This is a genomic window from Micromonospora sp. NPDC005291 (assembly GCF_040607415.1).
GTDB lineage: Bacteria > Actinomycetota > Actinomycetes > Mycobacteriales > Micromonosporaceae > Micromonospora.
This window is the reverse complement of the sequence record NZ_JBEXGR010000041.1, coordinates 1-25285: the sequence shown is the minus strand read 5'-3', so window position 1 is coordinate 25285 and position 25285 is coordinate 1. Positions and strand designations below refer to the sequence as shown.

Genomic DNA, 25285 nt, shown 5'->3' with positions numbered 1-25285 from the left:
CCGCCCTCTCGTCGGCTGTGGTGGTGCGGGTGGGTTACCGCCGTGGGGGGGGGGGGGCCGGGCCCGCCGCCGACGACCAGTCAGATCTTGGCGACCTGGTTGAAGTTGAGCTCCACCGGCGTCTCGCGACCGAAGATCGACACCAGCACCTTGAGCTTCTGCTGGTCGGCGTTGATCTCGCTGATCGTGGCCGGCAGCGACGCGAACGCGCCGTCGGTGACGGTGACCGAGTCGCCCACCTCGAAGTCGAGGACCTTGATCTCCGGCTTCAACTTCTTCTGCTCAGTCTCGACTGCCGGCGCCAACCACTTCAGCACCTCGTCAAGGGAGAGCGGGGCGGGCCGGTCGGCCCGGTCGGTCGCGCCGACGAAGCCGGTCACGCCCGGGGTGTTACGGACACACGAGTAGGACTCGGCGGTCAGCTCCATCCGGACCAGGATGTAGCCCGGGAAGACCTTGGCCTGGATCTGGGAACGCTTGCCGTTCTTGACCTCGATCTCTTCCCGGGTCGGCACCTCGACCTGGTAGATGAAGTCTTCCATGTCGAGGCTCGTGATCCGGGTCTCGAGGTTCGTCTTGACCTTGTTCTCGTATCCGGCGTACGAGTGCACCACGTACCAGTCACCCGGCGCGTAGCGCAGCTTCTGCCTCAGCTCGGCGACCGGGTCGTACTCCTCGTCCGGCGCGGGCTCAGTCGTTGGGAACTCCGGCTCGCTGGCGGCCTCAACCGACTCGTCACCAGCCGCCGTCGCGACCGTGGACTGCTCGTCCACCGGTCCGGCGGTCTCGTCGTACTCAGGCACGCTCGCTCACTTCCGTCACTATCGGCTGGAGGCAGCCGGTCAGTCCGAGTTGCCGAAGACAAACAGCACGGCCTTGGCGAAGCCGTAATCCAGCACACCCACGATCGTCAGCATCACCGCGACGAACGTCACCACCACGGCGGTGTAGGTCAGCAACTCCTTGCGGGTCGGCCAGATGACCTTACGCAGTTCGGCCACAACCTCGCGGAAGAACCGGGCGATGCGGCCGAACACGCCCACCCGACCGGTTTCCGACCGGGTCGTGGGCCGGCTGTCCGCAGACTCCGCCCGGGCACGCGACCGCGTCGCGGTGCCTCCCCGGGAGACCGGCTCGTCCGCGCTGGTGGCGTCGTCGTCAGCTACGTCGTCGACGACCTCGTCGTCCAGACGATCGTCGCCGGCGTCCTCGTCGCCGCGCCGCTTGTTGTCGGCCACTTCGCCCTCCGTCGCGGAATCTCGGGTCGCACGCCGAGCGGCGTACGCAGCGCTGGTCACGCCGGCCGGGCCCAACCGTCCCGCGACGGGCCGCGGCCGGTGGATCATCCGGAGGGGCCCGATTGCCTCGGAACCACCCCGCCGATGCCACCACCACGGGCCGGACGCCGCCATGCTGGCGGCGCGACCCACGGGAACGGTCAGGCCTGAGGCGCAGGGGTGACAGGACTTGAACCTGCAGCCTGCGGTTTTGGAGACCGCTGCTCTGCCAATTGAGCTACACCCCTATGCGGCAACACTCGCCCCACGCGGTCACAGACGACCGAGCAGGGGTCACTTGCCCCACGGCGGACCAGTGTACGGGTACCCGCCCGACTTTCCCAACCGGTCTCTCCGCCACGCGTGGCGGGCTCGGTTCAACGTGCCGTCCGGATGGTCGCCCGGGCCTGCGCGAGCACCTTCTCGCCCAAGCAGGTGGCCGTCACGTCGAGTCGGGTGAGGCCGTCCTCGGTCACCTCACGAACCTTCGCGGTGACCTCGATCTCGGTCCCCTGGTCGTCGTCCGGGACCACCACCGGCCGGGTGAAGCGGACGCCGTAGTCGACCACCGCGTCGGGCGCCCCGGCCCACTCGGTGACCGCCCGGCCGACCAGCGCCATGGTGAACATGCCATGGGCGATCACTCCGGGCAGACCCACCTTGGTGGCGACCCGGTCGCTCCAGTGGATCGGGTTGAAGTCGCCCGAGGCGCCGGCGTAGCGGACCAGGTCCGCGCGGGTTACCTGGAACGTCTTGGCTGGCAACTCCATGTCAGGCCTCCCCGCGTACGACGATCTTGGACCAGACGGCGACCACCGGTTCCCCGCCGACGGTGCTCACGTCGGTGCGTGTGGTCAGGAAGCCGTGCCCGCCCCGGGTGCTGACGTCCTCGATGGTGTTGGTGCAGACCAGCTCGTCGCCAGCGACCACCGGCCGGGTGTACGCGAACCGCTGGTCGCCGTGCACCACGCGGCTGTAGTCGACGCCCAGGACCGGGTCCTCGATGATCTGCTGGCTCGCGGCCATCGTGAGGATCACCGGGAAGGTCGGCGGGGCCACCACGTCGGGGTGGCCCAGCGCCTGCGCGGCCGCCGGGTCGTGATGGGCCGGGTCGGTGGCGCCGATGGCGCTGGCGAACTCACGGATCTTTTCTCGGCCCACCTGGTAGGGGGCGGTCGGCGGATAGGTCCGGCCGACGAAGGAAGGGTCCAGAGGCATGCCGCGAACCTACACGGAAAGCGCAATCGCCGATCTGGTCGGCAGGCGGCGGCAGAGCCGCACCAAACCGGTCAGATCGGCGATTGGAAAGCTTCGACAGCGGCCGGCGTGAGGCCGGCCAGCGGTCAGCGGGTCTCGCGGTGGACCGTGTGCCGACCGTCGCGCGGGCAGAACTTCTTCAGCTCGATGCGGTCGGGGTCGTTGCGGCGGTTCTTGCGCGTGATGTAGTTGCGCTCCTTGCACTCCACACACGCCAAAGTGATCTTCGGCCGGACATCGGTAGCCTTCGCCACGGCGGAGTGCCTTCCTCGCTAACGGAAACGAACTACGACGCGCCAGCCTAGACGCTGACAGCGCGGACATGCAAAGTGGGCGCCGGAAGCGCCCATTCCTACGACCACCGGCAACGAGCCCGGAAGACGAGAGTAGCGGTGGCCGGACTTGAACCGGCGACACAGCGATTATGAGCCGCTTGCTCTACCATCTGAGCTACACCGCTGCGATGGGTCCAGCTGAACCCTCGAGCCCCCTTACGGAATCGAACCGTAGACCTTCTCCTTACCATGGAGACGCTCTGCCGACTGAGCTAAGGGGGCCTGCGCGATATCCCCGTGGGGCGCGCAGAAGTAAGAGTACACGGCCCGGCTCGGCAGGTGAAATCGGATTGCCGGTGATCGTCTGTGCCCTGCTCAGGGCACGACACGAAGGCGCGGAAGCTCCCCGTCGGAGATCGTTTCCGGCTCGACCTGGGCACCGAACCAGGCGGCCAACCGCTCGTACGGCAGAGGTCGGCTGAACAGGAAGCCCTGCCCGATCTCACAGCCGATGTCCTGGAGAAGCTCCAGGGTCAACTCACTCTCCACGCCCTCGGCGACCACCGCCAGGCCGAACTGCTGAGAGAGGGTCACCACGGCGTTGACGATGGCCAGGTCCCCCGGGTCGGTCGCCATGCCCTGCACGAAGGATCGGTCCACCTTCACCTCGTGCACCGGCAGCCGGCGTAGATGCGCCAGAGACGAGTCGCCGGTGCCGAAGTCGTCCACCGACAGCCGGACACCGAGGTCACGTAGCCGTCGCAGGGTCGGGATGGGCCGGTCTGTGCCGTCCAGCACCCCCGCCTCGGTGATCTCCAGGGTGAGTCGCTGCGCCGGCACCTGGTACTCGGTCAGCAACTCCTCGATCCGATCCGGGAAGTGCTGGTCGGTGAGCGTACGGGCCGAGAGGTTGACCGCGATGGGCAGCGGCTGATCGGCCAGCGCCCAGTCCCGACTGCGGCGCAGCCCTTCGCGGAGCACCACCTCCGTGAGCCGGCTCAACTGGCCGGTGTGCTCGGCCACCGCCACGAAGTCCTGGGGAGCGACCGTGCCGTGCGTCGGGTGCTCCCACCGGGCCAGGCACTCGACACCAACCAGGCGCCGGTCCCGCAGAGTCACCTTGGGCTGGAAGTAGACCTCCAGCTCGTCCTGGTCCAGTGCCCGACGCAGATCGCCGGCCAGACCCAGCCGGCGCAGCGATCGGGACTCCAGCGCGGGGTTGAACAGCTGCACACTGCCCGGCACCGACTTGGCCGCCGTGGCAGCCAGGTCGACCCGAAGCAGCAGGGTCGCGGCATCGCTGCCGTGATCGGGGTGCACGGCCACCCCGACGGCGGTGTTCACGTCGAGGGTGAGCGCGTCGAAGACCATCTCGTCTCGGATCTGGTCCCGCAGTTGAGCGGCCAACTCAAGCGCGGCATCAGCGCTCTCCAACCGCAGCGTCACCAGGAACTCGTCCCCACCGGCCCGGCCCACCAGAGCCGACGACGGCGCGCTGGCCCGCAACCGGTTGGCCACCTCGGCGAGGACCTTGTCCCCGGCCGCGTGACCGAGGGACTCGTTGACCTGGCGCAGCCCGTCGACGTCGAAGAGCAGCAGTGCCACCACCTCGCCGGGCAAGCGGATCTTGACCGATTCGTCGAGTGCGGCCGCGATGCGCCGGCGGTTGGGGAGCCTGGTCAACGCATCGTGGTAGGCGTCGTGCCGGAGCCGGTCGACCAGTCGCGAATTCTCCAAGGCCACGGCCGCGTGCGCGGCCACCGTCTCGAAGACGGGGATATCGCCCGACTTGAAATGACCGACGTCGCTGAGCCGGTTGACCACCTCGAGAGTGCCGATCACCGCCTGGCCGGAGTAGAGCGGTACGACGATGATGTCCTTCACGCCGGTGCCGCGCAGCGATGCCCGCAGGCTCTCCTCGTCGCCGAGGCGAACCCCCATCGCCAGACTGCGGCGCTGACTTCGGGCCTCCTCACGCACGACCACTGGCGTCGGCGACGTGTCCAGCAGGCCCGCGTCGTCGACCCGTGCGGTCAGCATCACCTCGGGGTGCCGCCCCTGAGCCGGCAGCCACAGCGTGGCGTACTCGGCTTGCATGAGCCCGCGGATCCGGCCGAGCAGGACGTCGGCCAGGTTGCCGCTCTGCCCGTTGGCGGTCATCGCCTTGGTGAGTTCGTACATGTCGCCGAGGGTTCGGTGTTGGCGGAAGAACTGCTCGTACGAGCGGTAGACCTTCGCGAGTGCGACCCCCAGCACGACGATCAACACGGTCGACCACCAGGTGCTGTCCACCGCGATCAGGACAATCAACCCGACCACGAGATTGACACCGTTGGCCAGCAGGGATGGCAGGCCGTTGCGCAGCACGCCCACCGCCGCCTGCCAGCCATGCATGATCGCGATCACCCCGGCCACCCCGGCGAGGGTCGACACGACGACGGTACCGACGGACGCGACGAGCACGCCCCACGTCTGTGGTCCGACGTCCACGACCGGTGGGAGCGCCAGCAACACGAGACCCGCCAGCGATACGGCGGCGGCGGCGTTGGCGACGTTGAAGGCCAGTTTGGCCGCGCCGAAGCGGTACCGCAGGTGAGTGATCAGCGTGGAGAGGGTGTACACCAGCACGACCATCAACGGCGGCAGAAAGGCGAACGCCGGCACGAGCGGGATCTCGATGAGCCGGACCCCGAAGGACTGCCGCCCGATGACGAAATTCAGCATCGGCAGGCCGGAAATCACCATCACGGCCAGCAGGATCGCGGCGAGCCCCCAAGACCCGGAGGGGTGCGGACGGTTCGGGGTTACCAACCCGATCGTCATCGAGAAGACAGCGGCCAAAAAGACCAACGGGCCAGTAATGAACCATGCGTATTGGGCCGGGCGCCGAGGAGACCCCGAGCCACTCGACGCGGACCGGTGGCCAGCCATCCCACTCCTTACCGGTCACTGCCGCGAAGGGCGCGCGGCCGGGAACGAAGCCGGCGACACCGTCGAACGCGGTCCGGGTGCCGCCTGCCCCGACTAGAGCTGCGGCGCCGTCCAGACGTAGTCAAAGGCCTGGAACTCCCCGATCCCGGGGATGCCGCCCGCCAGCACGCCGAAAACCAGTACTGCGATCACAATGCCGACCCGCCGGGCCAGCCTTTGACCAGACATCGCGTGCTCCTCATGGCAGGGGTGTCGGGAAGGCAAGATTCCACGATGGTGCCACACCCGGAGCAACCCGCAAAGCGGTCGGACGGTTGAGCACCGCGTGCCCGACCAGCCGGCCTGAACGCTTCACCGACGGATGCCCAGCAAGGTCGTTGGATCACCCCCGAGGGACGCGCAGATGATGCGTGTTCAAGTTATAGCCGCAAATTGCATCTACGTGGTGGATGCCCTGACCAGGCGCAAAGCCCGCCTCCAACGCAAAGCCGACAGGTGTGACGGCCACCGGAACTCCTCGACCTTCAAGATCCAGGGCGTCGAGCCACCGCTTCGTCCGACTCGCGGTCGGTGACCAGTTGAACACAACAAGCCTCTCCGATCCATAGGATCGGAGACTCTCGATTATTACCGGTGACGGGGGAGGATTCGAGGCTTTGTAGCCTTCGCGACGAATCAGCCCACCGCCCGGCCACGGCAGCGAGGCACACACTCTTCATCGTCCTCCGGTACCGGCTCAATCAGCGCAGAGCCAGATTTCGGGCGACTGGAGGGAGCTCAAGAATTCCGCAGCGGCCGGAACGCGGCCCGCACCTCGGTGGAGAAGAGCTCCGGCTCCTCCCAGGCGGCGAAGTGGCCGCCGCTGTTGACCTCATTGAAGTACGAGAGGTTGGGGTAGACCGTCTCCACCCAGCTACGCGGGGCAGCCCAGATCTCACCGGGAAACGTCGTGAAGGCGACCGGAACCGCGACCGGCGGAGGTGCCTGGCCAGCCGCCTGGGCTGCGGCCTGGACCCGTCCAGATTCCCAGTACCACCGGGCTGCCGAGGCGCCGGTGCCCGTCAGCCAGTACAGCGTGATGTTGTCGACGATGGTCTCCCGGGTGAGATTGCCGGCGGGCTCACCGTCGACGAACGCGCGGGAGATCTTGTAATAGCTGTCCGTGTCGTGGTCGAGCATCCACGCCGCCAACCCGACGGGTGAATCCAGCAGGGAGTAGCCGATCGTCTGCGGCCGGGTGGACTGCTCCAGGAAATAGCCGATGCCGTCCATCGTGAACAGGTTCAGCGCGTCGTACGCCGCGCGTTCCTGCTCGGACTTTGCCGGCAGTTGGTCCTTGATGCCAATCGCCCCGGCGAGCAAGTTCACGTGGATTCCGAGCAGACCCGCTGGTCCTTGGCGGCCCATCGCGTCCGTAACGGCGGCGCCCACGTCGCCACCCTGGGCGACGTAGCGCGTGTAGCCGAGGCGGTCCATAAGTTTCGCCCACGCCTGTGCCATGCGGCCGGAGTCCCAGCCGAGCTCGGTCGGCTCGCCCGAGAAGCCGTAGCCAGGCAAGGACGGCAGCACCAGGTGGAACGCGTCCTCGGGCGTACCGCCATGCGCTGTCGGATCGGTGAGTGGGCCGACGACCCCGAGCAGCTCGACGACCGAGCCCGGCCAGCCGTGCGTCATGATCAGCGGCAGGGCGTTCTCGTGCTGCGACCGCACGTGGATGAAATGGATCTCCACGCCGTCGATGACGGTCGTGTACTGCGGCAGGGCGTTCAGCTTCGCCTCGAACGCACGCCAGTCGTGCTCGGTCGTCCAGTAGCGGGCCAGTTCCCGGACCGTCGCCAGTTGCACGCCCTGGGAGCGATCGGTGACCAGTTCTGGGGTAGGCCAGCGCGTTGCCTCGATCCGGCGACGCAGGTCCGCAATCACCTCTTCCGGCGTGTCGAGCCGGAAGGGATGGATTTCGTTGTCGTTGGACATCTTCTCCACCTACCGGGTCGAGCCGGCCGACACCGGGACGCCGGCGCGGCTGGCACTCGCCCAGTCTCGCAGCGGTCCGCCGGCCGGAGGACCGAAACGCAACTTCGCATGGGGGTACGGCCCGGACCGGCTTACTGACGACGAGAAAGGCCCCGGAGCGCGTTTCCGCAGCTCACGGGGCCGTCTCTGCACCTGGTGGCGGGTGAAGGATTCGAACCTTCGAAGCTTTCGCGACGGATTTACAGGGCGTCCGCGTTTTCACTGCGCTCGGTGCCGTTGACCTGCTACTTCTCTGTGCCAATCCCGAGCTGCCTGATCAGCCGCCCACCATCTGCCCACCTCAACCCTCCGGCAGGGTCAGCCCTTCTGGATGAGCCCCATCCGGCCAAGCGTCGAACTTAGGCGGCACTTCGAACAACGCCCCACCTAGGTTCACCTCTCCACCAACGAATGCCGCCTTGCGGAACGACACCCGCCCACCACTGAAGGTCGCGCCGCTGTGGGACGTCTCACCGAAAGACACCAGACCACCACTAAACCTTGCCCGGGTGAATAGAACCTCACCACCACTGAATCTCGCTTCGTCGAAGGTCACCTCCCCGCCACTGAACCTTGCCCCCATGAAGGACACCCGCCCGCCGCTGAACGCGGCCCCCGTGAAGGTCACCTCCGCCCCGCTAAACCTCGCAGCGAAAAAGGACACCTCGTCGCCACTGAACGTCGCTCTATCGAAGGAAACGTCCCCATCACTGAACTTCGCTCCCACGAAGGACATCCGTCCGCCGCAGAACGCGACCCCCCTGAAGGACACGAGCCCGGTGAACACTGCGCGCGAGAAGTCGCCGCCGTCGAGAACCGCACCGGTAAAGTCGAAGTCGAAGCCGGACCACGATGCGTCGTCCTTCTCGTGGAGCCGCAGGTGCCTACCGATGACCCGGATGACGGTGTGGCGCACCTCCCGCTCCTCGTGAGCGGCCCGGGCCGCCTCTGGGTCCACAATCGACGCCTCGCCATCGGCCAGCGTCGGCGCATCGCTTGGGACCTCCGGTGGCGGCGTGTAGGGCATCCGGAGGTACGCGCATAGAACGTCGATGCATGTCTGCCGTCCGTCTCGCCAGTCGTCTGCAAGTCCGGCCATTGCGTAGACCCCGGCCAGGCGTACTGCCGCCTTCTCCGACCCGAGTTGCTCGGACGCCTTGGCAAAGCGCTCGTTCAGCAGGCGGACGCCGTTGCGGTCGGTTTCGATTTTCGCCCGCTCGTCAGCCGCCTGAGCGAGAGCTTTGGTGACCTCAGCGCGCAAATCAGCTGCGTGTGCCAACTGGTGAGCGAACTCGGCCAGTGCGTTTGTGTGCTCCGCGACTCGCTGCCGACGATAGGCAACCGTCAGGGCCGCAACGCCGCCTATGCCGGCGACAACCGCAAAGACGAGCTTCAGCAGCTCAAAAAGCGTCCCTACCGTGACGGTCCCATCTCTCTGGAGGCCGGGCCAACCGGCGTACCACAGCGCTGCGGCGATCAAAGCCCCGACCAGCACCAATACGGCTGTAACAGCCAGAGCTATGGACCGCCGGATGCCCCAGAGCCGCAGCGCCGGTACCGGGCTCTCGACAGCCGGGATCGGATCGACCGCGATACGGACATCAGACCGAGATGATTCGTTCGCCACGGGCAAGTTCACCCCTACCTTCTAGCCCACGTCGGCGCCTTTGACAGTCAGCGAGACGGATACACAATTGCCGCTATAGGTGCCGCCAACCCCACCGGCGGGCAGAGTGCCCTGACCTTCCGCCGACCGACCGCTCGGCCTGCTCCTCGTGTGACCGCGCAGCACCACCGGGCAGGTGGAGCAGTACGCTCGGGCAAACAGGGCAGTTTCCTGTGGTGCCAAGATTTCCCAAGCACAGAAACTATCGCTTGTGAGCGCGGTTTACCTATTTCCCGGTGTTTCCTAGTACAGGAAACACGAGCGCGAACCCACCGTGTTTCCTGCTTATCCCGAGTTTCGTATCGCAGGAAACGCGGGGATGTGGGAAACTCCTGCCATGTTGAGGTACAGCGACAGCGCACTGTTGGTCCAGGCGCGCATCCAGCTGGCGGAGCTGCTACCCAAGGACTTCGAGCTCGGCGAGGCGGTGCTCGACGCCCAAGGGCCGTTCGACGGTCCAGACGCGGTCTGGCAGCTGAGCGAGCAAAGCGCGGGTTACGGGTTGATCCTGGTAGAGGCGAAGCAGTCTTGGGCGCCCCGTGACGTCTCCCGGCTGCGGGAGCGACTGTCCGGCCCGGTCATGCGCCTCATGCGCAGTCCGACCCTGCTGGTGGTAGCCCCGTGGCTAAGCCCGCGGACGCGAGCCCTGCTAGACGAGGCAGGTTACTCCTACCTGGATTTCACGGGGAATGTCCGATTCCGGATCGACCGGCCAGCGGTCTATCTCAGGCTCCAAGGGGCCGACCGTGACCCAAACCCGAAGCCGCAATCCCAGGCCCGGTTGCAGGGCCCGAAGGCGAGACGGCTGGTGCGGCTGCTGGTCGAGGCGACTCCACCGTACCGTTCGAAGTCACTGGCAGAGGCTGGCGGCTTAACGCCGGGCTACGTGTCGAAGATGCTCTCCTCCCTCGATGAACAGGCCTTGGTAGAGCGGGACTCGCGAGGGGTAGTCGAGGACGTCGATTGGTCAGCCCTGCTGCTGTCCAACGCAGGGAGCTACGACATGCTGCGCAACAATCAGGCCAGCACTTTCGTCGCGCAGGAGGGCGCGCGCGCCCTCTATGCCCGGATGCTCGGGGATATCCGCCGGCCAGACGCGGTAGTGACGGGATCATTCGCGGCTTCCGGCATTGCGAAGGTAGCAGCGCCCACCCAGTTGGTGCTCTACGTGACCGATCCGGACATGATGCGCCAGTTCGGTCGGCTCCTACCAACCGACCGAGGTGCCGACGTCGTCCTGTTGCGGCCGGAGGATGTGGCGCAGGTCAAGGGCACACGCATTGTCGAGGGGCTACGGCACGTGGGACTGAGCCAGCTAGTGCTCGACTGCTTGGGCGGCAATGGCAGGCTGCCCGAGGAAGGGCAGGCCGTGCTGGACTGGATGCGCGCTCATGAGGACGAGTGGCGGCGACCGGAGTTGCCACGACTCGATCGCTAAGGTTAGTCCTATGTCTATGGTTAGGCCGGTTACGGACCCGCTGTACATCGCAGCACGACGGGTACTACTGGACGCCTTAGAGGCACTGGCCGAGCACCGGCAGGCAGTGATCCTCGCTGGTGCACAGGCGATTTACGTGCGCACCGGCGAGGCTGACCTGGACGCCAGTGTTGCGCCCTACACCACCGATGCGGATCTCGCCCTGGATCCGCGGGTGCTGGGTCCGGACCCTCGGATCGAGGAAGCCATGAGGGCAGCGGGCTTCCAACTGACAACTGAACCAGGCATCTGGACAGCCTCAACCAAAGTGGACGGCGACCAGGTGACGGTGCCTGTGGACCTGCTCGTTCCGGCCACCATGGTGGCCGGCAACCGGTCAGCGAAGTTGCCGGACCACGGGGATCGTGCCGCCCGGCGCACTCCGGGCTTGGAGGCCGCCGTCGCCGACCACAGCGATGTCATGATCTCCAGCCTGGAGCCAGAGGTTGACCCCCGGCAGTTGCTGGTGCCGGTGGCGAGCACAGCAGCGCTACTCGTGGCCAAGGCACACAAGCTGCATGACCGCATCCAGTCGCTCAGGCCGCAGCGACCGGACCGGCTCAAGCCAAAGGATGCCGGTGACGTACTCAGGCTCATGCAAACGGAACCGCCCGAGCAGGTGGGTCGGCGGCTTCGTGAACTTTCCGAAGATGAGACCGCTGGGACGAGCGTCCGCGACGGGGTGCAGAGGCTGCAAGAGTTGTTCAGCCGGCGGCGCTCGATCGGCGTCGATCTGGCGGTGGATGCTTTGCAGGCAGCCCTTCCGGAGGAGACAGTTCGGGCCCTGGCAACCGCGTACACGGCCGCGCTGATGAGCAGCTATACCGACGGCTGACGGGACACCGAACCGCACGCAGCGGCGAAGCAGCAAGCCACTTGGATCCGGGTCGGTACGACACACCACAGAACGGCTGGTGCAGGCTGTGGTCCGTCCAGCTTGCTAGGCATCGGCACGCGTTGGCAATGTGTATTTGGCTTCCCCAGCGGGATAGGTCTGGGCGGCGGAATGGCCGCCGACAGCAACCACGCCGGACGGCAGCACGCTGAGGCGCACTGGCATGGACTGGGCTCCAAGCGCGCCGCGATTCCCGGACGTGTGCGAACGCGATGCACAGAGCCTGTAAGCGAGATGTCTCGCTTCCGCGTGCCGCCCCACGTGTGGTCCGTCCCCATGTGTGATCCGTCCCATGCTGCTGCCGATTTCTTCTGTTTTGGATCGAGGCGCCGCGCTCCGCGCGGCGCGGGCGGTGAGCCGGCCGGCGGCAAGCCGCCCCCGGCCGCCTCCGGCGCCGGGGCGGAGAGCCACCGACTACCGCCGGACCGCCGCCCCGAAGTCCACTGATCCAAACGCAGCACGACCACGGCCCAGGAGGCACGGAAGCCGGCAGGTCGACCTGATCGAGGGCCGAGGCTTCCGACTGCCGCGCCAGTCCAACCCCGGGACTGGCTTGCCCCCGGCTTACCCCCGCAGCCGGGTAAGCCCCACGGCAGCCTCAACCGGTCGCTCCAGGCGTGGTCCGCACCGAGCCGGCAACTCCCGGAGCACGAGCGTTCGCAGCCCCAGAGGAGCCCTGAGAGGCAAGATCGACCTGCCCACCATCTGCCCACAACCAGTCGTTGACGGCTGGACTCAGCCGGACTCGGCCAGACAAACGACAACGGCCCCCGATCAGCATCTCTGCTGGTCAGGGGCCGTGTCTGCACCTGGTGGCGGGTGAAGGATTCGAACCTTCGAAGCTTTCGCGACGGATTTACAGTCCGCTCCCATTGGCCGCTCGGGCAACCCGCCAGGGCACCCCACCGCGTCGTAACGCGGCGGCGGAAGCAAGGATAGCGGCTCCCCCCGGCACCGACGCAACCGGGTACGGTCAGGGGGTCGTGCCGCTGGTCGGCGGCCGACGGCAGGCCCACCGCCGGACAGCAGGAGCAGAAACATGGCAGCGAACCCGTCGTTCGACATCGTGAGCAAGGCTGACCGCCAGGAGGTCGACAACGCCCTCCGGCAGGCGGAAAAGGAGCTCTCGACGCGGTTCGACTTCCGCGGTACCGGCGCGGAGATCTCCTGGTCGGGTGAGGAGGCGATCGGCCTTCAGGCGGAGACTGAGGAGCGGGTCCGCGCCGCCCTGGACGTGTTCAAGGAGAAGTTGGTCAAGCGGAACATCTCGCTGAAGTCGTTGGACGCCGGCGAGCCGCGCCCGTCGGGCAAAATCTTCAAGATCGACTGCAAGGTGATCCAGGGCATCGAGGCGGACAAGGCCAAGGCGATCAGCAAGAAGATCCGCGACGAGGGCCCGAAGGGTGTGCAGGCGCAGATCCAGGGCGACCAGTTGCGCGTCACCGGTAAGAAGAGGGACGACCTCCAGGCGGTCATCGCCCTGCTCAAGGGTGAGGACTTCGGCGTCGCCCTCCAGTTCGACAACTACCGGTAGGGCACTTCTGCTGGCTTGGGCTTGCATCCGGTACCCAGGTACAGGCTTACCGTCGGGGGTATGAGCGACCGACATGTCACGACGGATGCCTCCTGGGTGCCGGCTGCGTGCACTCTGCCGACGGCCGAACAGCCGCTGCGGCTCGCCGAGTTCGATCAGTTTTTCCGCGACGCGGTCCGGGGTGTCGAGCGGCTGTCGGCACGGCATCTGCGGTTGCAGCTCGACGGCGCGCAGCTGGTGGAGGAGACCGCGCGGGATCTGACGGCCCGGGAGTCGTCCTGCTGCTCGTTCTTTGCCTTCGACATCGCGCGCCCTGGCCCGCAGTCGCTGACGCTGGATGTTCGCGTAGCAGCGACGCACGTCGACGTGCTCGAAGCCCTCGCCGAGCGGGCGACATCCGTCCGGGTTCAGAGATGACCGGATCGGGGCTGCGCATCGGTCAGCTGGCCGATGCGGCCGGGGTCAACTCGCAGACGCTGCGCTACTACGAACGCCGGGGACTGCTCACCTCCCCGCGGCGGTCGCCGGGCGGACATCGGCTCTACCCGGCCGACACCGTCACACTGCTACGGGTCATCAAGACCGCACAGCGCCTCGGCTTCACCCTCAACGAGGTGGCCGATCTGCTCGACGCCGGCCGACACCAGCACAGCCGACCCGACACCGGCCTCCAGGCGCGAGCCAGGGACAAGCTCGTCGAGGTGGAGCAGAAGTTGGCTGACCTGACGGTCATCCGCGACACCCTCCGCGCCGCCATCTCGGCCGGCTGCGACGACCTGGTCGCCTGCGCCGGCAACTCCTGCTGCCCACTGCCGTTTGCTGAACTCGCCGCCACGCGACCGGCTGCGCCGGAGGCACGGTCAGGGTGAGCAGCACGACCGCCAGGTGCTCAGGTTAAGGTCCGACGCATGACGGTGGTTCGATCAATCCTGCTGTTCATACTCGCCGCGATCGCCGAAATCGGCGGCGCATGGCTCGTGTGGCAGGGCTGGCGAGAGAACCGAGGGCTGCTCTGGATCGCGGCCGGAGTCATCGCACTCGGGCTCTACGGCTTCGCCGCCACCTTCCAACCGGACCCGAACTTCGGGCGCATCCTCGCCGCCTACGGCGGGATCTTCGTCGCCGGCTCCCTCGTCTGGGGCATGGTCGTCGACAAGTTCCGCCCCGACCGCTACGACATCACCGGCGCGGCGATCTGCCTCGTCGGCGTCGCCATCATCATGTACGCCCCCCGCAGCTCGTAGTCATCCGCCGAATTCCAGGGTCCAGCGGAGATTGAGTCGATCGGCGGGGACTGTTCAGACCGTGACCGGCTCTTCGGTGCGTACCGCCGTGGTTTCCGCGCGGGCGATGGGCCCGGCGGGCAGCGCGGCGACCGCGGCCCCGACGGCGACCGCCGCCCCGGCGAACAGGAACGCCCACCGGACGCCGCCGGTGTGATCCACGATCAGGCCGGCGACCGAACCACCGGCGGCGCTCGCGGCCACCGCCACGGTCACGACCCAGGTGTACGCCTCGTTGAGCATGCCGGTTGGGGCGATCCGGCCGACCAGGGTGTTCTCCAGGGTCAGCGCGGGCGCGATGGTGGCCCCACCGACGACCAACGCGGCACCCAGCGCCAACGGCGTGGGCATCATCGCGAACACCACGAAACTGCCGGCGACCGCGGCGAGCAGCAGGGCGAACTGTCGGGTCATGTTCGGCGACGGCCTGCGGACACCGAACCAGAGCCCGCCGACAGCACTACCCGTCCCCCAGACTGCCAGCAGGATCCCGGCCAGGCTCTCCGGGTCGTCGGTGGTGTAGCCACTGGCGTACGCCGGGACGATCACGCCCGCGGCGCCGAATGCGATGCCGAGCCCGGCCACGCAGAAGAGCAGGGCCGGGAAGCCGGTGACCCGCAGCGGGCCGAGCCCTCGGGCGTGGTGCTCTCGCGCGTGCGGGCGCCAGCCGCGCATCACCCGGCCGAGGGCCACGGCGGTGGTGCCGACCAGGGTGACCACGGCCGCCCCGATCAGCGCGGCGGCAGCGTCGGCGAAGATGACGAAACCGGCCACGAGCAGCGGGCCGAGTACGAAGACGACCTCGAACAGCGAGGTCTCCGCGGCCAGTGCGGTGTTGCGCAGGGCGTACCGGCCGGAGCTGGAGTTGGTCAGCTCATTCCAGGCGCCACGGATGGCGGCGGTGAGCGGCGGGTACGTCGCGCCGGCCACGGCTGCGGCGACGTAGATGGTGGGTAGAGCGTCGTCGCCTGAGCGGCTGGCCAGCAGCAGCCCGATGAGTGCCAGCGGGTGGGTCACGGCGGTGACCAGCAGGACAGGGCTCGGGCCGACCCGGTCGGCGATCCGCCCGGCCACCGGGCTGAGCGCGGCACCGGCGACGGCGTAGATCCCGCCCGCGACGGCGGCCAGCGCGTACCGCCCGGTCACCTGCTCGACCACCAGGAGCAGCGCCAGCGGGGTCATGCCGATCCCGAGCCGCCCGATGATGCCGGTGACCAGCAACATCGGCGCGCCGGGGATCCGCCAGACACCCAGGTACTGACGCAACGCGGCCACCGAACCTCCCAAAGATGTAATGAGCGTGAGCCGTTACGACCCTAACGCTGCCGTCCGAGCGGCAGACACCGGATATCCACCCCGACGCAGCACTCCGCCCGTACCCGGTGCGACCGGGTACGGGCGGAGGTGGGAATCAGCGGGTCAGCGCTGGAACTGCACAGGCCCCGAGTTGGCGGCCATCTGCTCCAGCCGGGCGACCCGGTCCTCCATCTTGGGGTGCGTGGAGAAGAGCGCCGCCATGCCGCCGCCCCGGAACGGGTTGGCGATCATGAGGTGCGCGGTGCTGGTGAGCTGGCCCTGGGCCGGCAACGGCCGACGCCGCGCCACCGCGTCGATCTTGCGAAGTGCGCTGGCCAGGGCCAGCGGGTCACGGCTCAACGTGGCGCCCGAGGCATCCGCCTGGAACTCGCGGCTCCGGCTGATCGCCAACTGGATGATGCTGGCCGCGATCGGGCCCAGGATCAGGGTGAGCAGCAGCACCGCCGGGTTCGGCCGGTCCTCGTCGTCCCCACCGCCCAGCGGAATGAAGAACGCGAGGTTCGCCAGCAGGGTGATGATGCTGGCCAGGCCGGCCGCCACGCTGGAGATCAGGATGTCCCGGTTGTAGACGTGTGACAGCTCGTGCCCGATCACACCGCGCAGCTCGCGGTAGTCGAGGATCTCGGTGATGCCCTGGGTCACGCAGACTGCCGCGTGCTGCGGGTTACGGCCCGTGGCGAACGCGTTGGGCTGCGCGGTCGGGCTGACGTACAGCCGCGGCATCGGCTGCTGGGCCTCGGCAGCCAACTCCCGCACCATGCGGTACAGATCGGGGAACTGTGCCTCGGTGACCGGTTGCGCCCGCATCGAGCGCAGTGCGAGCTTGTCAGAGTAGAAGTAGGAAACGCCGTTCATGACCAACGAAATGACGACGGCGATGACCAGGCCGCCACTGCCGCCGAACCAGTAGCCCACCACGAGAATCAGCGAGGTGAGCAGGCCGAGCAGCGCGGCGGTCTTCAGACGGTTGTGGTGCACGATCTCTCCTTCGGTGCACGGATCACCGGGATCCGCTGACCGGTGTAACACTCCGGTACCCACCAACCATCCGTCTCAACGCTGAGAGTTCACTGAGACGTGCCAGGTAGGACCCTGTTTCCGGTCAGCGGCCGGCCAGATCGAGCACCAGTTGCGGAGCGACCCCGAGCACCACCGCGGCCACCGTCGCCACCGCCAGCACCACCGCCACCACACCCACCACGGGTACGGCCGCCACACCGCCGGGAAGCGACGCAGCCGCGCCGGACGTCGTCGGCGCCGCCCAGAGTGCGGCGGTCACCCGCAGGTAGTAGGCCAGCCCGATCACCGCGTTCAGCGCCACCACCAGCGCCAGCCAGGCCGCGCCACCGTCCAGCAGCGCCCGCACCACGGTCACCTTCGCGAACAGGCCAGCCAGCCCCGGCGGTAGCCCAGCCAGACCCACCAGCGCGAGACCGAGCGCCGCGCCCCGCCACGGATGCCGGCGGGCCGCCCCGCGCAGGTCGTCCAGGCTGCCGCCATCCGCACCTACCGGGCGCAGCGCGGTCACCCCGGCGAACGCCGCCAGCTCCAACACCACGAAGAAGACGGCGTACGCCAGCGCGGCAGCGTACGCGGCGGACCGTGCCTCGTCCGTGCGGCCGGCAACCAGCGCCAACGCTCCCAGCGGGGCGAGGATGTAGCCGGCCTGCGCGACGGACGACCAGGCGAGCAGTCGGACCGTACGCCGCTGACGCAGGGCGACCAGGTTGCCGACGGTCATGGTGAGCACCGCGAGCAGAGCGAGCACCGGGCCGGTCTGATCCGCTGGCAGCGCCCGCTGCACCACGGCGAGCAGAGCGACCAGGCCGCCCAGCTTCGACGCCGTGGACAGGTACGCGGCCACCGGCAACGGCGCTCCGTCGTAGGTGGCCGGCGCCCACGCGTGGAACGGCACCGCCGCCACCTTGAACGCCAGCCCGACCAGCAGCACCGCCACGGCGGCGGTGGTCAGCGGCAGGTCCCGCAGCTCCGGCCGCTCGGCGAGCAGCGTGTTGAGCCGGTCCAGGTGCAGCCCACCGGTCACCGCGTACAGCAGCGCCGCGCCGAGCAGGGTCAGAGTGGTCGCCACCACGCTGACCACGAAGAAGGTCACCGCAGCCTCGGCACTGGCGAGACTCCCCCGGCGCAGGCCGACCAGCACATACAACGGCAGGGTCAGCGTCTCCAGGGCGACGATCAAAGTGATCAGGTCGCCGGCCGCGCCGAGCACCACGCCGCCGGTCATCGAGCAGGCCAGCAGGAAGCAGTACTCCCCCACCGGCGACCGACCGGCCTTCAACGCGGGCACGGACAGCCCGAGCACGCCCAGGGTGAGCAACGCCACCACCGCGCCGACCAGAGCGGCGCGACCACCGAAGATCCAGGAACAGTCGGCGCCGACGCAGAACGTCCGTCGCTCCCCCGCCGCGCCGACCAGGGCGGCGCCGACCGCCGTACCGAGCGCACCGAGCGCGGCCACCACGATCGTGGCCCGCGGCCGAGCCAGCAGCAGGTCGGTGATCAGCACGAGCACGGCGGTGCCGGCGGCCAGGTAGGCCGGCAGCAGCGCCACGCTGTCCACGCTCTGCACCACATTCATGGAAAAACCACCCCAATGAGGGCATCGACCGGCGCCTCGGCGACGCCGAGGACGAGCGCCGGGGCCAGCCCGATGGCCAACGCGAGCAGCACCAGCGGCACCCACGCGGTCAACTCCGCACCGGCCAGAGCGGGGCCGACACGGCCGACCGAGGTGCTCGGCCGGCCATGGGTGACCTGGCGCAGCAGCCGCAGGAAGTACGCGGCGGTGAGCGCTCCACCGATCGCGGCCAGCACCCCGAGGGTGGTCCAGAGCGGGCCGCCCACCTGGATCGCCGCGATCACCGCGAACGCCTCGCCCCAGAAGCCGGCCAACCCGGGCAGGCCGAGCGACGCGATCGCCGCGAACGCGAGCAGGCCAGCCAGCCGAGGCGCGGTCTCCCGCAGCCCCGACAACTCGGCGAGAGTGCCCGTGCCGGTACGGTCCTTCACCGCACCCGCCAGGAAGAACAGCAGGCCGGTGATCACCCCGTGCGCGACGTTGCCGATCAACGCCGCCTGGATACCGGTGGTGGTCAGCGTGGCGACGCCCAGCAGAACGAAGCCCATGTGCCCCACGCTTGAGTACGCGATCAGCCGCTTCACGTCGGCCTGGGCCAGGCAGACCAGCGAGCCGACCAGGATCGCGGCGACGGCCAGGACGCCGAGCACCGGTGCAGCCCAGCGGGCACCCTCCGGCGCCACCCCCACCGCCACCCGGATCAGACCGTAGGTGCCCATCTTCAGCAGCACCCCGGCCAGCACGACACTGCCCACCGTGGGAGCCTGGGTGTGCGCGTCGGGCAGCCAGGAGTGCAGCGGCCACAGCGGACTCTTCACGGCGAACGCCACTGCGAACAGGGTGAACGCGGCCAACTGGGTGCCCCGGGACAACCCGTCGCCACCGGTCAGCGCCACCACGTCGGCGGTGCCGGCGGCGGCCACCACGACGTACACGCCGACCAGCAGCAACACCGAGCCGAACAGGGTGTAGAGCGCGAACTTGCGGGCCGCCCGACGCCGGTCCGTGCCACCCCAGCCGGCGATGATCGCGTACATCGGCAGCAGGACGACCTCGAAGAAGAGGAAGAACAGCACCAGGTCCAGGGCCAGGAAGGTGCCCAGGATGCCCACCTCGACCACCAACAGCAGCGCGACCAGCGCCCGGCCACTGCCGCCGTCCGGCACCCGCCACATCGTGTACGCGCAGCAGAGCAGCGTGAGCAGCGCGGTCAACACCACCAGCGGCCAGGAGATGCCGTCGACGCCGAGGTGGAAGCGCAACTCCAGGCCGGGCACCCAGGGCAGGTCCAGTTGGTGCCACGGACGTACCGCCGGCCCGTCGGCCGACCAGGCGAACCAGCCCCGACCGCCGAACACCAGCGGCACCGCGGCCAGCAGGGTCAGCGCCGCCGCGACCGTGCCGACCAGCCGGGCCGCCCGGTCCCGTGGCGTCGCCGCCACCGCGACCGCGCCGAGCGCCGGCACCGCCAGAACAGCGACCAGCAACACCTGCCCAAACGTCATTGGGTAGCTCCAATCACGGCTGCTGCCAACCCGATCAGCAGCGCGCCGGCCAGCACGCCCGCGGCGGCCCGGGGCAGCGCCGCCCGGTGCAGCGCGGCCAGCCCTGCGCCCAGACGGGACGCGGCCCGGCCGCTGCCCTCGACCGCGCCGTCCACCACCACCTCGTCGCTCGTGCGCACGGCGCGGGCCAGCGCGCGGACGGGGCGTACGACCAGGGTGTGCTGGACGTCGTCGAACCGGAACGCGCGGGCGAAGACCGGTCGCAGCGGACCCAGCGCGGCCGCCGGGTCGGCGGCCGGGTCACGACGCCAGCCCAGCAGCACCAGCCCGGCGCCGACCAGCAGCAGCGCGAGCGGCAGCAGCAACCCCGGCCCGAGGTGGACCAGGCCATCCTCGGAGCCCGCCACCGGCACGGTGGGGAACCGCAACCGATCGGCGAACACCCCGACGAACCCGAGAAGACCGAGCAGCGCGGCCGGCACGGCCAGCAGCAGCACCGGCCAGCGCAGCAACGCCGGCGGGTCGTGCGGCCGGACCAGGGGCAGGCGGGGAGCGCCGAAGAAGGTTCGCAGCAGCAGACGGCCCGCGTACCAGGCGGTGATCGCCACGCCGACCAACCCGGCCAGCCACACCAGCCAGCCCACCCAGGACGGCGCCGGGCCGGTGCCTTCCAGCGCGGCGGCTTCGGCCACCGTCAGTACGCCGTCCTTGCTCCAGAAGCCGGCCAACGGCGGCACCCCGGCCAGCGCGCCCAGGCCCACCACGGTGCACCAGAACGTCACCGGCATGCTCCGTCGCAGCCCGCCCATCTCCGACATCAGGGTGGTGCCGACCGCGTGGATCACCGCGCCGGCGGCGAGGAACAGCAGCGCTTTGAACGCTGCGTGGGTGAGCAGGTGGAACAGCGCCGCCGACGGCGAGCCGACCGCCAGCGCGCCGGTCATGTAGCCCAGCTGTGAGACGGTCGACCAGGCCAGCACACGCTTGATGTCGTCCTGTGCGGTGGCGGCGAGCGCGCCGAGCAACAGCGTGATCGCGCCGATCACCCCGAGCACGGTCAGCGTCACCGGCGCGGCCGTGAACAGCGGGTAGAGCCGGGCCACGGCGTACACCCCGGCGGCGACCATCGTCGCCGCGTGGATCAGCGCCGAGATCGGCGTCGGGCCGGCCATCGCGTCCGGCAACCAGGTGTGCAGCGGGAACTGTGCGCTCTTGCCGGCCACCCCGGCGAGCAGCAGCAGGCCGGCGGCGGTCAGCGTCGCGGTGGAGTGGTAGTGGGCGAGCACGTCGGCGATCCGGAAGCTGCCCGTCGACACCCCGAGCAGCGCGATGCCGAGGAGGAACCCGACGTCACCGACCCGGGTCACCAGGAACGCCTTCATCGCGGCTGCCGGCGCGCCGGGCAGTCGGCGGTCGTGGGCGATGAGCAGGTACGAGCAGAGGCCCATCACCTCCCAGCCGACCAGCAGCATGATCAGGTCGCCGGCGACCACCACCAGCAGCATGGCGCCGGTGAAGAGGCTGATCTGGGCGGCGTACGGCGGGTAGCGGTGGTCGACGTCGATGTCGTCGTGGGGGCCACGCCGCAGGTAGCCGATCGAGTAGACCTGCACGGCCAGGGCGACCGCGGTGACCGCCACCGCGACCAGTGCGGCGGAACCGTCCAGCCGTACGCCGAGCGTCACCGTCAGCCCGCCGACGTCGACCCAGGTCGTCGATGTCTCGGTCGGCCCGTCGACCGTCAGCAGCAGCGCGACGGCCAACGCCAGCGCGCCGGCCGCGCCGATGACCCCGAGCGCGACGGCCGCCCGCCGGGCCCGGTCACCGCCATGCGCACCCGCGCTCGGGTGACGCGGGGCCGGCGGCAACAGCAGGCCGAGCAGACCAGCAATCAGCGGTACGGCGGGCAGCAGCGCTCCGAGCAGCGCGGTCACCGGCCCGCCTCCGTGTCCAGGACGGCCGGCTCTCGCCCGCAGACGGGTTGCGCCGGCTCGGTCAGCGGCACGTCGTCCACCGCCACGGTCGCCCGCAACCGGTAGAGCTGCAGGACGATCGCCAGCCCCACCCCGATCTCGGCGGCGGCGAGGACGATGACGAACAGCGCGAAGACCTGCCCGGAGTGCGGCAGCACGGCGCGAGCGGTGGTGTCCGCGGTGACCAGGATCAGGTTGACCGCGTTGAGCATCAACTCGACCGACATCAGCACCAGCACCGCGTTGCGCCGACGCAGCACGCCGTAGACGCCGAGGCCGAACAGCAGCGCGGCGGTGACGTACGGGATGACCGGCCTCACCGGCGCCCCCCGGATTCGATGTCGGTCAGGCCACCCGGCGCTGCCGTGCCATCGCGTTGCGGGTCTGGTCGGCCGATGTCCGGTCGGGACAGGACCACCGCGCCCACCAGGGCGGACAGCAGCAGCACGGAGAGCACCTCGAACGGCAGCACCCAGGACCCGAAGATCTGCTCCCCCAGCCGCTCGGCGGTGCCCGCGTCGGGCAGCGTGACGGTGCTCCAGCGGTACGCGTCGACCAGCAGGACGGTCAGCCCCAGCCCGGCGCCGCCACCGATCAGGGCGGCCGGCCAGCCGGGCCGGTCCAGGTCGTCGGAGGCGCCGATCGGGGCCCGGGTCAGCATCACCGCGAACAGCAGCAGGACCACCACCGCGCCCACATAGATCAGCACCTGCACCCAGGCCACCAGCTCGGCACTGAGCACCAGGAAGTCACCGGCCAGCGCGCCCAGGCAGACCACCAGGTAGAGCCCCGCCCGGACCAGGTGTTTCGTGGTCACCACCAGCAGGCCGGCACCCACCGCCACCGCGCCCAGCGCGAGCAGCAGCACGTCCGCGCCGGTCATCGAGCCGCCCTTACGGCTCGGGCGGTCACACGTCGCGCGGTCACGAGGCGGCACCTGGGTCGGCGTCGGGCTCGGAGCGTACCGATGGAGGAGCCGGACGGGCGGCGGCCGCCTTGCGCGCGGCGGCGGTCTCCTCCTTCGCCGGCTCGCCGTTGGGGTCGTGCGCGGGCGGCGGTGGGACGGTGGCCATCCACTGACCGAGGTGATCCTTGTCGTGCAGCAGGTCCTTGATGTCGTACTCGGCGTACTCGAATTCCGGTGACCAGTAGAGCGCGTCGAACGGGCAGACCTCGATGCAGATGCCGCAGTACATGCAGAGCGAGAAGTCGATGTCGAACTTGTCGAGCACGTTGCGCTGGCGGGGGCGGGCGGCGCCGGGCACCACCACCTCCTCCTTGTGCGAGTCGATGTAGATGCACCAGTCCGGACACTCGCGGGCGCAGAGCATGCAGACCGTGCAGTTCTCCTCCGACAGCGCGATCACACCGCGCGAGCGGGGTGGCAGGTCGGGGGCCACGTCCGGGTACTGCTGCGTGGTCGATCGGCTGGTCATCGTCTTGAGGGTGACCGCCAGCCCCTTCACCAGGCCCGCGCCGGGCAGACCGCGCGCGCTGGTGGCGCCGGCCGGGTCGCCGTGCTCGCTGGGGTCGCTCATGTCGACCATCCTGCCCTGTGGCATCGGTGCGCGCGACCACCACCCGTGGGTCGATGACCCTAGGGTCTACTCGGGAAGCGCGGCGACCTACCTATCAGCGGGATCACGCCCCGGGCCCGCCGACGACCGTCGGTGGGAGCATCTCGACGCCGAGCTGTTGGAGCAGTTGGAACAGCTCGTTGCAGCTCCACACCTCAACGATCCGACCCGCTGTGTCGAAGCGCAGGAACGTCGCCCCGGAGTAGCTGACAACCTGCCCGGTCGGGGGCACCGGCCCGAACTGGCCGACGTGCGTGCCGGCCGCACGCCAATGGACGGCCACCCGCTCGCCGGCCGCCACCACGTCCACGATCTTGTAGCGCAGGTCCGGGAAGGCCGCCCGCCGCTCGCGGTGCCAGGCCAGCGTCGCCTCCGGCCCGGTGCCGCCCAGCCCCGGGCACTCCTCGGCGATCAACTCGTACGCCGACTCCTCCCGACGTGCGTTCCACACGTCGGCGATGAACTGCCGGGCCGCCGCCTCCACATCCGTCATGACGGCAGGGTAGTCGGGCCGGTGGCCCATAAGACGAGGCCAGGTTGACCCGCCCGGCACCGCCAGGCCGGAGATCCGCAAGGATGGGACCGAGACGGCAACAGACCGGAGGGTGACGTGGGCGAGGAAACAGGCGGCAAGTACGTCGAGCCGGGCGGCGAGTTCACCCGCGACCAGCGGTACATCGCCACTCGGATCACCGAGGACGGGCGCGACGGGTACCCGGCGGAGCCGGGCCGGTACCGGCTGGTTGTCAGTCGGGCATGCCCGTGGGCCAACCGCCTGATCATCGTGCGGCGGCTGCTCGGCCTGGAGGACGCCATCTCCATGGGGGTGGCCGGCCCGACCCACGACGCTCGGAGCTGGACCTTCGACCTCGACCCGGATGGCCGGGACCCGGTGCTCGGCATCGAGCGCATCCAGGAGGCGTACTTCAAGCGCTTCCCCGGGTACGAGCGCGGCATCACCGTGCCCGCGATCGTCGACGTGCCGACCGGGCAGGTGGTGACCAACGACTACGCGCAGATGAGCCTCGACCTGTCCACGCAGTGGGGCGCGTACCACCGGGAGGGCGCCCCGCAGCTCTACCCCGAACACCTGCGGACTGAGATCGACGAGGTCAACCGCGTGGTGTTCTCCGACGTCAACAACGGCGTCTACCGGTGCGGTTTCGCCGGCACCCAGGAGGCGTACGACAAGGCGTACCACCGGCTCTTCGACCGGCTGGACTGGCTGACCGAGCGGCTGACCGACCAGCGCTACCTGGTCGGGGACACCATCACCGAAGCCGACGTGCGGCTGTTCACGACGCTGGCTCGCTTCGACCCGGTCTACCACGGCCACTTCAAGTGCAACCGGCAGAAGCTGAGCGAGATGCCGGTGCTGTGGGCGTACGCCCGGGACCTGTTCCAGACCCCCGGTTTCGGCGACACCACCGACTTCGACCACATCAAGCGGCACTACTACGAGGTGCACCGCGACATCAACCCGACCGGGGTCGTGCCGCTCGGCCCCGACCTGTCCAACTGGATCACCCCGCACGGTCGGGAAGCCCTGGGTGGCCGTCCCTTCGGCGACGGCACCCCGCCCCCGCCGCCAGCCGAGCCCGTCGACCCCGCACACACCCCGCTCCGCTAACCGCCCCCCACGCCCCACCCCCACGCCCCACCCCCACCCCCACCCCCACCCCCACCCCCACCCCCGTCGATCATGG

25 protein-coding genes and 4 tRNA genes are annotated in these 25285 nt (G+C 69.2%); 7 read left to right on the top strand and 22 right to left on the bottom strand.

Annotation, left to right across the window (positions count from 1 at the left end):
* Nucleotides 1-80: 80 nt before the first annotated feature.
* From nusG to ABZT18_RS31090, 12 genes are all read right to left on the bottom strand, one after another.
* Entirely contained in the window at nucleotides 81-803 is a 723-nt protein-coding gene (gene nusG, locus ABZT18_RS31145) for a transcription termination/antitermination protein NusG (protein WP_354995010.1), read from the bottom strand.
* A 39-nt stretch (nucleotides 804-842) separates the two neighbouring features.
* Nucleotides 843-1238, bottom strand: a complete 396-nt coding sequence (gene secE, locus ABZT18_RS31140) for a preprotein translocase subunit SecE (protein ID WP_354995009.1) — start codon at nucleotides 1236-1238, stop codon at nucleotides 843-845.
* 214 nt (nucleotides 1239-1452) lie between these two features.
* Nucleotides 1453-1525: transfer RNA gene (locus tag ABZT18_RS31135), tRNA-Trp, on the bottom strand.
* A gap of 129 nt (nucleotides 1526-1654) precedes the next feature.
* Nucleotides 1655-2047 carry a MaoC family dehydratase gene (locus ABZT18_RS31130; RefSeq protein ID WP_354995008.1) on the bottom strand — a complete coding sequence of 131 codons (393 nt, stop codon included), beginning with the start codon at nucleotides 2045-2047 and terminating at the stop codon, nucleotides 1655-1657.
* 1 nt (nucleotide 2048) lies between these two features.
* A complete protein-coding gene (locus tag ABZT18_RS31125) occupies nucleotides 2049-2495 on the bottom strand; it encodes a MaoC family dehydratase N-terminal domain-containing protein (RefSeq protein ID WP_354995007.1) in 447 nt (148 codons plus the stop codon).
* 125 nt (nucleotides 2496-2620) lie between these two features.
* On the bottom strand, nucleotides 2621-2788 hold the full coding sequence (gene rpmG / locus ABZT18_RS31120) for a 50S ribosomal protein L33 (protein ID WP_007073056.1): 168 nt from the start codon (nucleotides 2786-2788) through the stop codon (nucleotides 2621-2623).
* 133 nt (nucleotides 2789-2921) lie between these two features.
* A tRNA-Met gene (locus ABZT18_RS31115) sits at nucleotides 2922-2994 on the bottom strand.
* Nucleotides 2995-3018: 24 nt separating this feature from the next.
* A tRNA-Thr gene (locus ABZT18_RS31110) sits at nucleotides 3019-3091 on the bottom strand.
* 93 nt (nucleotides 3092-3184) lie between these two features.
* Nucleotides 3185-5740, bottom strand: a complete 2556-nt coding sequence (locus ABZT18_RS31105; RefSeq protein ID WP_354995006.1) for a bifunctional diguanylate cyclase/phosphodiesterase — start codon at nucleotides 5738-5740, stop codon at nucleotides 3185-3187.
* A gap of 93 nt (nucleotides 5741-5833) precedes the next feature.
* Nucleotides 5834-5968, bottom strand: a complete 135-nt coding sequence (locus tag ABZT18_RS31100; protein ID WP_354995005.1) for a hypothetical protein — start codon at nucleotides 5966-5968, stop codon at nucleotides 5834-5836.
* A 549-nt stretch (nucleotides 5969-6517) separates the two neighbouring features.
* Nucleotides 6518-7714, bottom strand: a complete 1197-nt coding sequence (locus tag ABZT18_RS31095) for an epoxide hydrolase family protein (protein WP_355253155.1) — start codon at nucleotides 7712-7714, stop codon at nucleotides 6518-6520.
* Between the two features lie 340 nt (nucleotides 7715-8054).
* The gene (locus ABZT18_RS31090; protein WP_354995003.1) at nucleotides 8055-9392 is read right to left on the bottom strand and encodes a hypothetical protein; all 1338 of its coding nucleotides are present in this window, start codon (nucleotides 9390-9392) and stop codon (nucleotides 8055-8057) included.
* A 364-nt stretch (nucleotides 9393-9756) separates the two neighbouring features.
* Here ABZT18_RS31090 and ABZT18_RS31085 point away from each other — a divergent pair, with 364 nt between their 5' ends.
* Nucleotides 9757-10857, top strand: a complete 1101-nt coding sequence (locus ABZT18_RS31085; RefSeq protein WP_354995002.1) for a hypothetical protein — start codon at nucleotides 9757-9759, stop codon at nucleotides 10855-10857.
* 106 nt (nucleotides 10858-10963) lie between these two features.
* Nucleotides 10964-11731, top strand: a complete 768-nt coding sequence (locus tag ABZT18_RS31080; RefSeq protein WP_354995001.1) for a hypothetical protein — start codon at nucleotides 10964-10966, stop codon at nucleotides 11729-11731.
* Nucleotides 11732-12601: 870 nt separating this feature from the next.
* Here the strand turns inward: ABZT18_RS31080 and ABZT18_RS31075 are convergent.
* Nucleotides 12602-12685, bottom strand: a tRNA-Tyr gene (locus ABZT18_RS31075).
* 145 nt (nucleotides 12686-12830) lie between these two features.
* Between ABZT18_RS31075 and ABZT18_RS31070 the strand changes: the two genes are divergently transcribed.
* The 4 genes from ABZT18_RS31070 to ABZT18_RS31055 are packed head-to-tail and all read left to right on the top strand — an operon-like array spanning nucleotide 12831 to nucleotide 14569.
* A complete protein-coding gene (locus ABZT18_RS31070; RefSeq protein ID WP_354995000.1) occupies nucleotides 12831-13325 on the top strand; it encodes a YajQ family cyclic di-GMP-binding protein in 495 nt (164 codons plus the stop codon).
* A gap of 60 nt (nucleotides 13326-13385) precedes the next feature.
* Nucleotides 13386-13742 carry a hypothetical protein gene (locus ABZT18_RS31065; RefSeq protein ID WP_355253152.1) on the top strand — a complete coding sequence of 119 codons (357 nt, stop codon included), beginning with the start codon at nucleotides 13386-13388 and terminating at the stop codon, nucleotides 13740-13742.
* On the top strand, nucleotides 13739-14194 hold the full coding sequence (locus ABZT18_RS31060; protein ID WP_355253149.1) for a MerR family transcriptional regulator: 456 nt from the start codon (nucleotides 13739-13741) through the stop codon (nucleotides 14192-14194). Before ABZT18_RS31065 ends, ABZT18_RS31060 begins: the two co-directional genes overlap by 4 nt.
* 39 nt (nucleotides 14195-14233) lie before the next feature.
* Nucleotides 14234-14569, top strand: a complete 336-nt coding sequence (locus tag ABZT18_RS31055; RefSeq protein ID WP_354994997.1) for a YnfA family protein — start codon at nucleotides 14234-14236, stop codon at nucleotides 14567-14569.
* A gap of 54 nt (nucleotides 14570-14623) precedes the next feature.
* Here the strand turns inward: ABZT18_RS31055 and ABZT18_RS31050 are convergent, their stop codons facing one another.
* The 9 genes from ABZT18_RS31050 to ABZT18_RS31010 all read right to left on the bottom strand — a co-directional run bounded on the left by ABZT18_RS31050 (nucleotide 14624) and on the right by ABZT18_RS31010 (nucleotide 24072).
* Nucleotides 14624-15883: an MFS transporter gene (locus ABZT18_RS31050; RefSeq protein WP_355253146.1), complete on the bottom strand. Its 1260-nt coding sequence runs from the start codon at nucleotides 15881-15883 to the stop codon at nucleotides 14624-14626.
* 144 nt (nucleotides 15884-16027) lie between these two features.
* Nucleotides 16028-16903 carry a zinc metalloprotease HtpX gene (htpX, locus tag ABZT18_RS31045; RefSeq protein WP_354994995.1) on the bottom strand — a complete coding sequence of 292 codons (876 nt, stop codon included), beginning with the start codon at nucleotides 16901-16903 and terminating at the stop codon, nucleotides 16028-16030.
* A gap of 124 nt (nucleotides 16904-17027) precedes the next feature.
* Entirely contained in the window at nucleotides 17028-18524 is a 1497-nt protein-coding gene (locus ABZT18_RS31040; protein ID WP_354994994.1) for a proton-conducting transporter membrane subunit, read from the bottom strand.
* Nucleotides 18521-20029, bottom strand: a complete 1509-nt coding sequence (locus tag ABZT18_RS31035; RefSeq protein WP_354994993.1) for an NADH-quinone oxidoreductase subunit M — start codon at nucleotides 20027-20029, stop codon at nucleotides 18521-18523. Before ABZT18_RS31035 ends, ABZT18_RS31040 begins: the two co-directional genes overlap by 4 nt.
* Nucleotides 20026-21963, bottom strand: coding sequence for an NADH-quinone oxidoreductase subunit L (locus ABZT18_RS31030; RefSeq protein WP_354994992.1), 1938 nt, complete (start codon nucleotides 21961-21963; stop codon nucleotides 20026-20028). The genes ABZT18_RS31035 and ABZT18_RS31030 overlap by 4 nt, the downstream gene beginning before the upstream one ends.
* Nucleotides 21960-22322, bottom strand: coding sequence for an NADH-quinone oxidoreductase subunit NuoK (nuoK, locus tag ABZT18_RS31025; RefSeq protein ID WP_354994991.1), 363 nt, complete (start codon nucleotides 22320-22322; stop codon nucleotides 21960-21962). Before nuoK ends, ABZT18_RS31030 begins: the two co-directional genes overlap by 4 nt.
* Complete coding sequence (locus tag ABZT18_RS31020) at nucleotides 22319-22885, bottom strand: NADH-quinone oxidoreductase subunit J (RefSeq protein WP_354994990.1); 567 nt, start codon at nucleotides 22883-22885, stop codon at nucleotides 22319-22321. Before ABZT18_RS31020 ends, nuoK begins: the two co-directional genes overlap by 4 nt.
* 40 nt (nucleotides 22886-22925) lie before the next feature.
* A complete protein-coding gene (locus ABZT18_RS31015) occupies nucleotides 22926-23540 on the bottom strand; it encodes an NADH-quinone oxidoreductase subunit I (RefSeq protein WP_354994989.1) in 615 nt (204 codons plus the stop codon).
* Nucleotides 23541-23643: 103 nt separating this feature from the next.
* Nucleotides 23644-24072 carry an ester cyclase gene (locus ABZT18_RS31010; protein WP_354994988.1) on the bottom strand — a complete coding sequence of 143 codons (429 nt, stop codon included), beginning with the start codon at nucleotides 24070-24072 and terminating at the stop codon, nucleotides 23644-23646.
* 117 nt (nucleotides 24073-24189) lie between these two features.
* Here ABZT18_RS31010 and ABZT18_RS31005 point away from each other — a divergent pair, with 117 nt between their 5' ends.
* Nucleotides 24190-25209: a glutathione S-transferase C-terminal domain-containing protein gene (locus tag ABZT18_RS31005; RefSeq protein ID WP_354994987.1), complete on the top strand. Its 1020-nt coding sequence runs from the start codon at nucleotides 24190-24192 to the stop codon at nucleotides 25207-25209.
* The last annotated feature ends 76 nt before the right edge of the window (nucleotides 25210-25285 follow it).

What these genes read in the sequence shown, in the direction of transcription:
- ABZT18_RS31130 (WP_354995008.1), bottom strand. Translation starts at nt 2,047, where the DNA reads ATGGAGTTGCCAGCCAAGACGTTCCAGGTAACCCGCGCGGACCTGGTC.
- ABZT18_RS31125 (WP_354995007.1), bottom strand. Translation starts at nt 2,495, where the DNA reads ATGCCTCTGGACCCTTCCTTCGTCGGCCGGACCTATCCGCCGACCGCC.
- ABZT18_RS31105 (WP_354995006.1), bottom strand. Translation starts at nt 5,740, where the DNA reads ATGGCTGGCCACCGGTCCGCGTCGAGTGGCTCGGGGTCTCCTCGGCGC.
- ABZT18_RS31100 (WP_354995005.1), bottom strand. Translation starts at nt 5,968, where the DNA reads ATGTCTGGTCAAAGGCTGGCCCGGCGGGTCGGCATTGTGATCGCAGTA.
- ABZT18_RS31095 (WP_355253155.1), bottom strand. Translation starts at nt 7,714, where the DNA reads ATGTCCAACGACAACGAAATCCATCCCTTCCGGCTCGACACGCCGGAA.
- ABZT18_RS31085 (WP_354995002.1), top strand. Translation starts at nt 9,757, where the DNA reads ATGTTGAGGTACAGCGACAGCGCACTGTTGGTCCAGGCGCGCATCCAG.
- ABZT18_RS31070 (WP_354995000.1), top strand. Translation starts at nt 12,831, where the DNA reads ATGGCAGCGAACCCGTCGTTCGACATCGTGAGCAAGGCTGACCGCCAG.
- ABZT18_RS31065 (WP_355253152.1), top strand. Translation starts at nt 13,386, where the DNA reads ATGAGCGACCGACATGTCACGACGGATGCCTCCTGGGTGCCGGCTGCG.
- ABZT18_RS31060 (WP_355253149.1), top strand. Translation starts at nt 13,739, where the DNA reads ATGACCGGATCGGGGCTGCGCATCGGTCAGCTGGCCGATGCGGCCGGG.
- ABZT18_RS31055 (WP_354994997.1), top strand. Translation starts at nt 14,234, where the DNA reads ATGACGGTGGTTCGATCAATCCTGCTGTTCATACTCGCCGCGATCGCC.
- ABZT18_RS31040 (WP_354994994.1), bottom strand. Translation starts at nt 18,524, where the DNA reads ATGAATGTGGTGCAGAGCGTGGACAGCGTGGCGCTGCTGCCGGCCTAC.
- ABZT18_RS31035 (WP_354994993.1), bottom strand. Translation starts at nt 20,029, where the DNA reads ATGACGTTTGGGCAGGTGTTGCTGGTCGCTGTTCTGGCGGTGCCGGCG.
- ABZT18_RS31020 (WP_354994990.1), bottom strand. Translation starts at nt 22,885, where the DNA reads ATGACCGGCGCGGACGTGCTGCTGCTCGCGCTGGGCGCGGTGGCGGTG.
- ABZT18_RS31015 (WP_354994989.1), bottom strand. Translation starts at nt 23,540, where the DNA reads ATGAGCGACCCCAGCGAGCACGGCGACCCGGCCGGCGCCACCAGCGCG.
- ABZT18_RS31010 (WP_354994988.1), bottom strand. Translation starts at nt 24,072, where the DNA reads ATGACGGATGTGGAGGCGGCGGCCCGGCAGTTCATCGCCGACGTGTGG.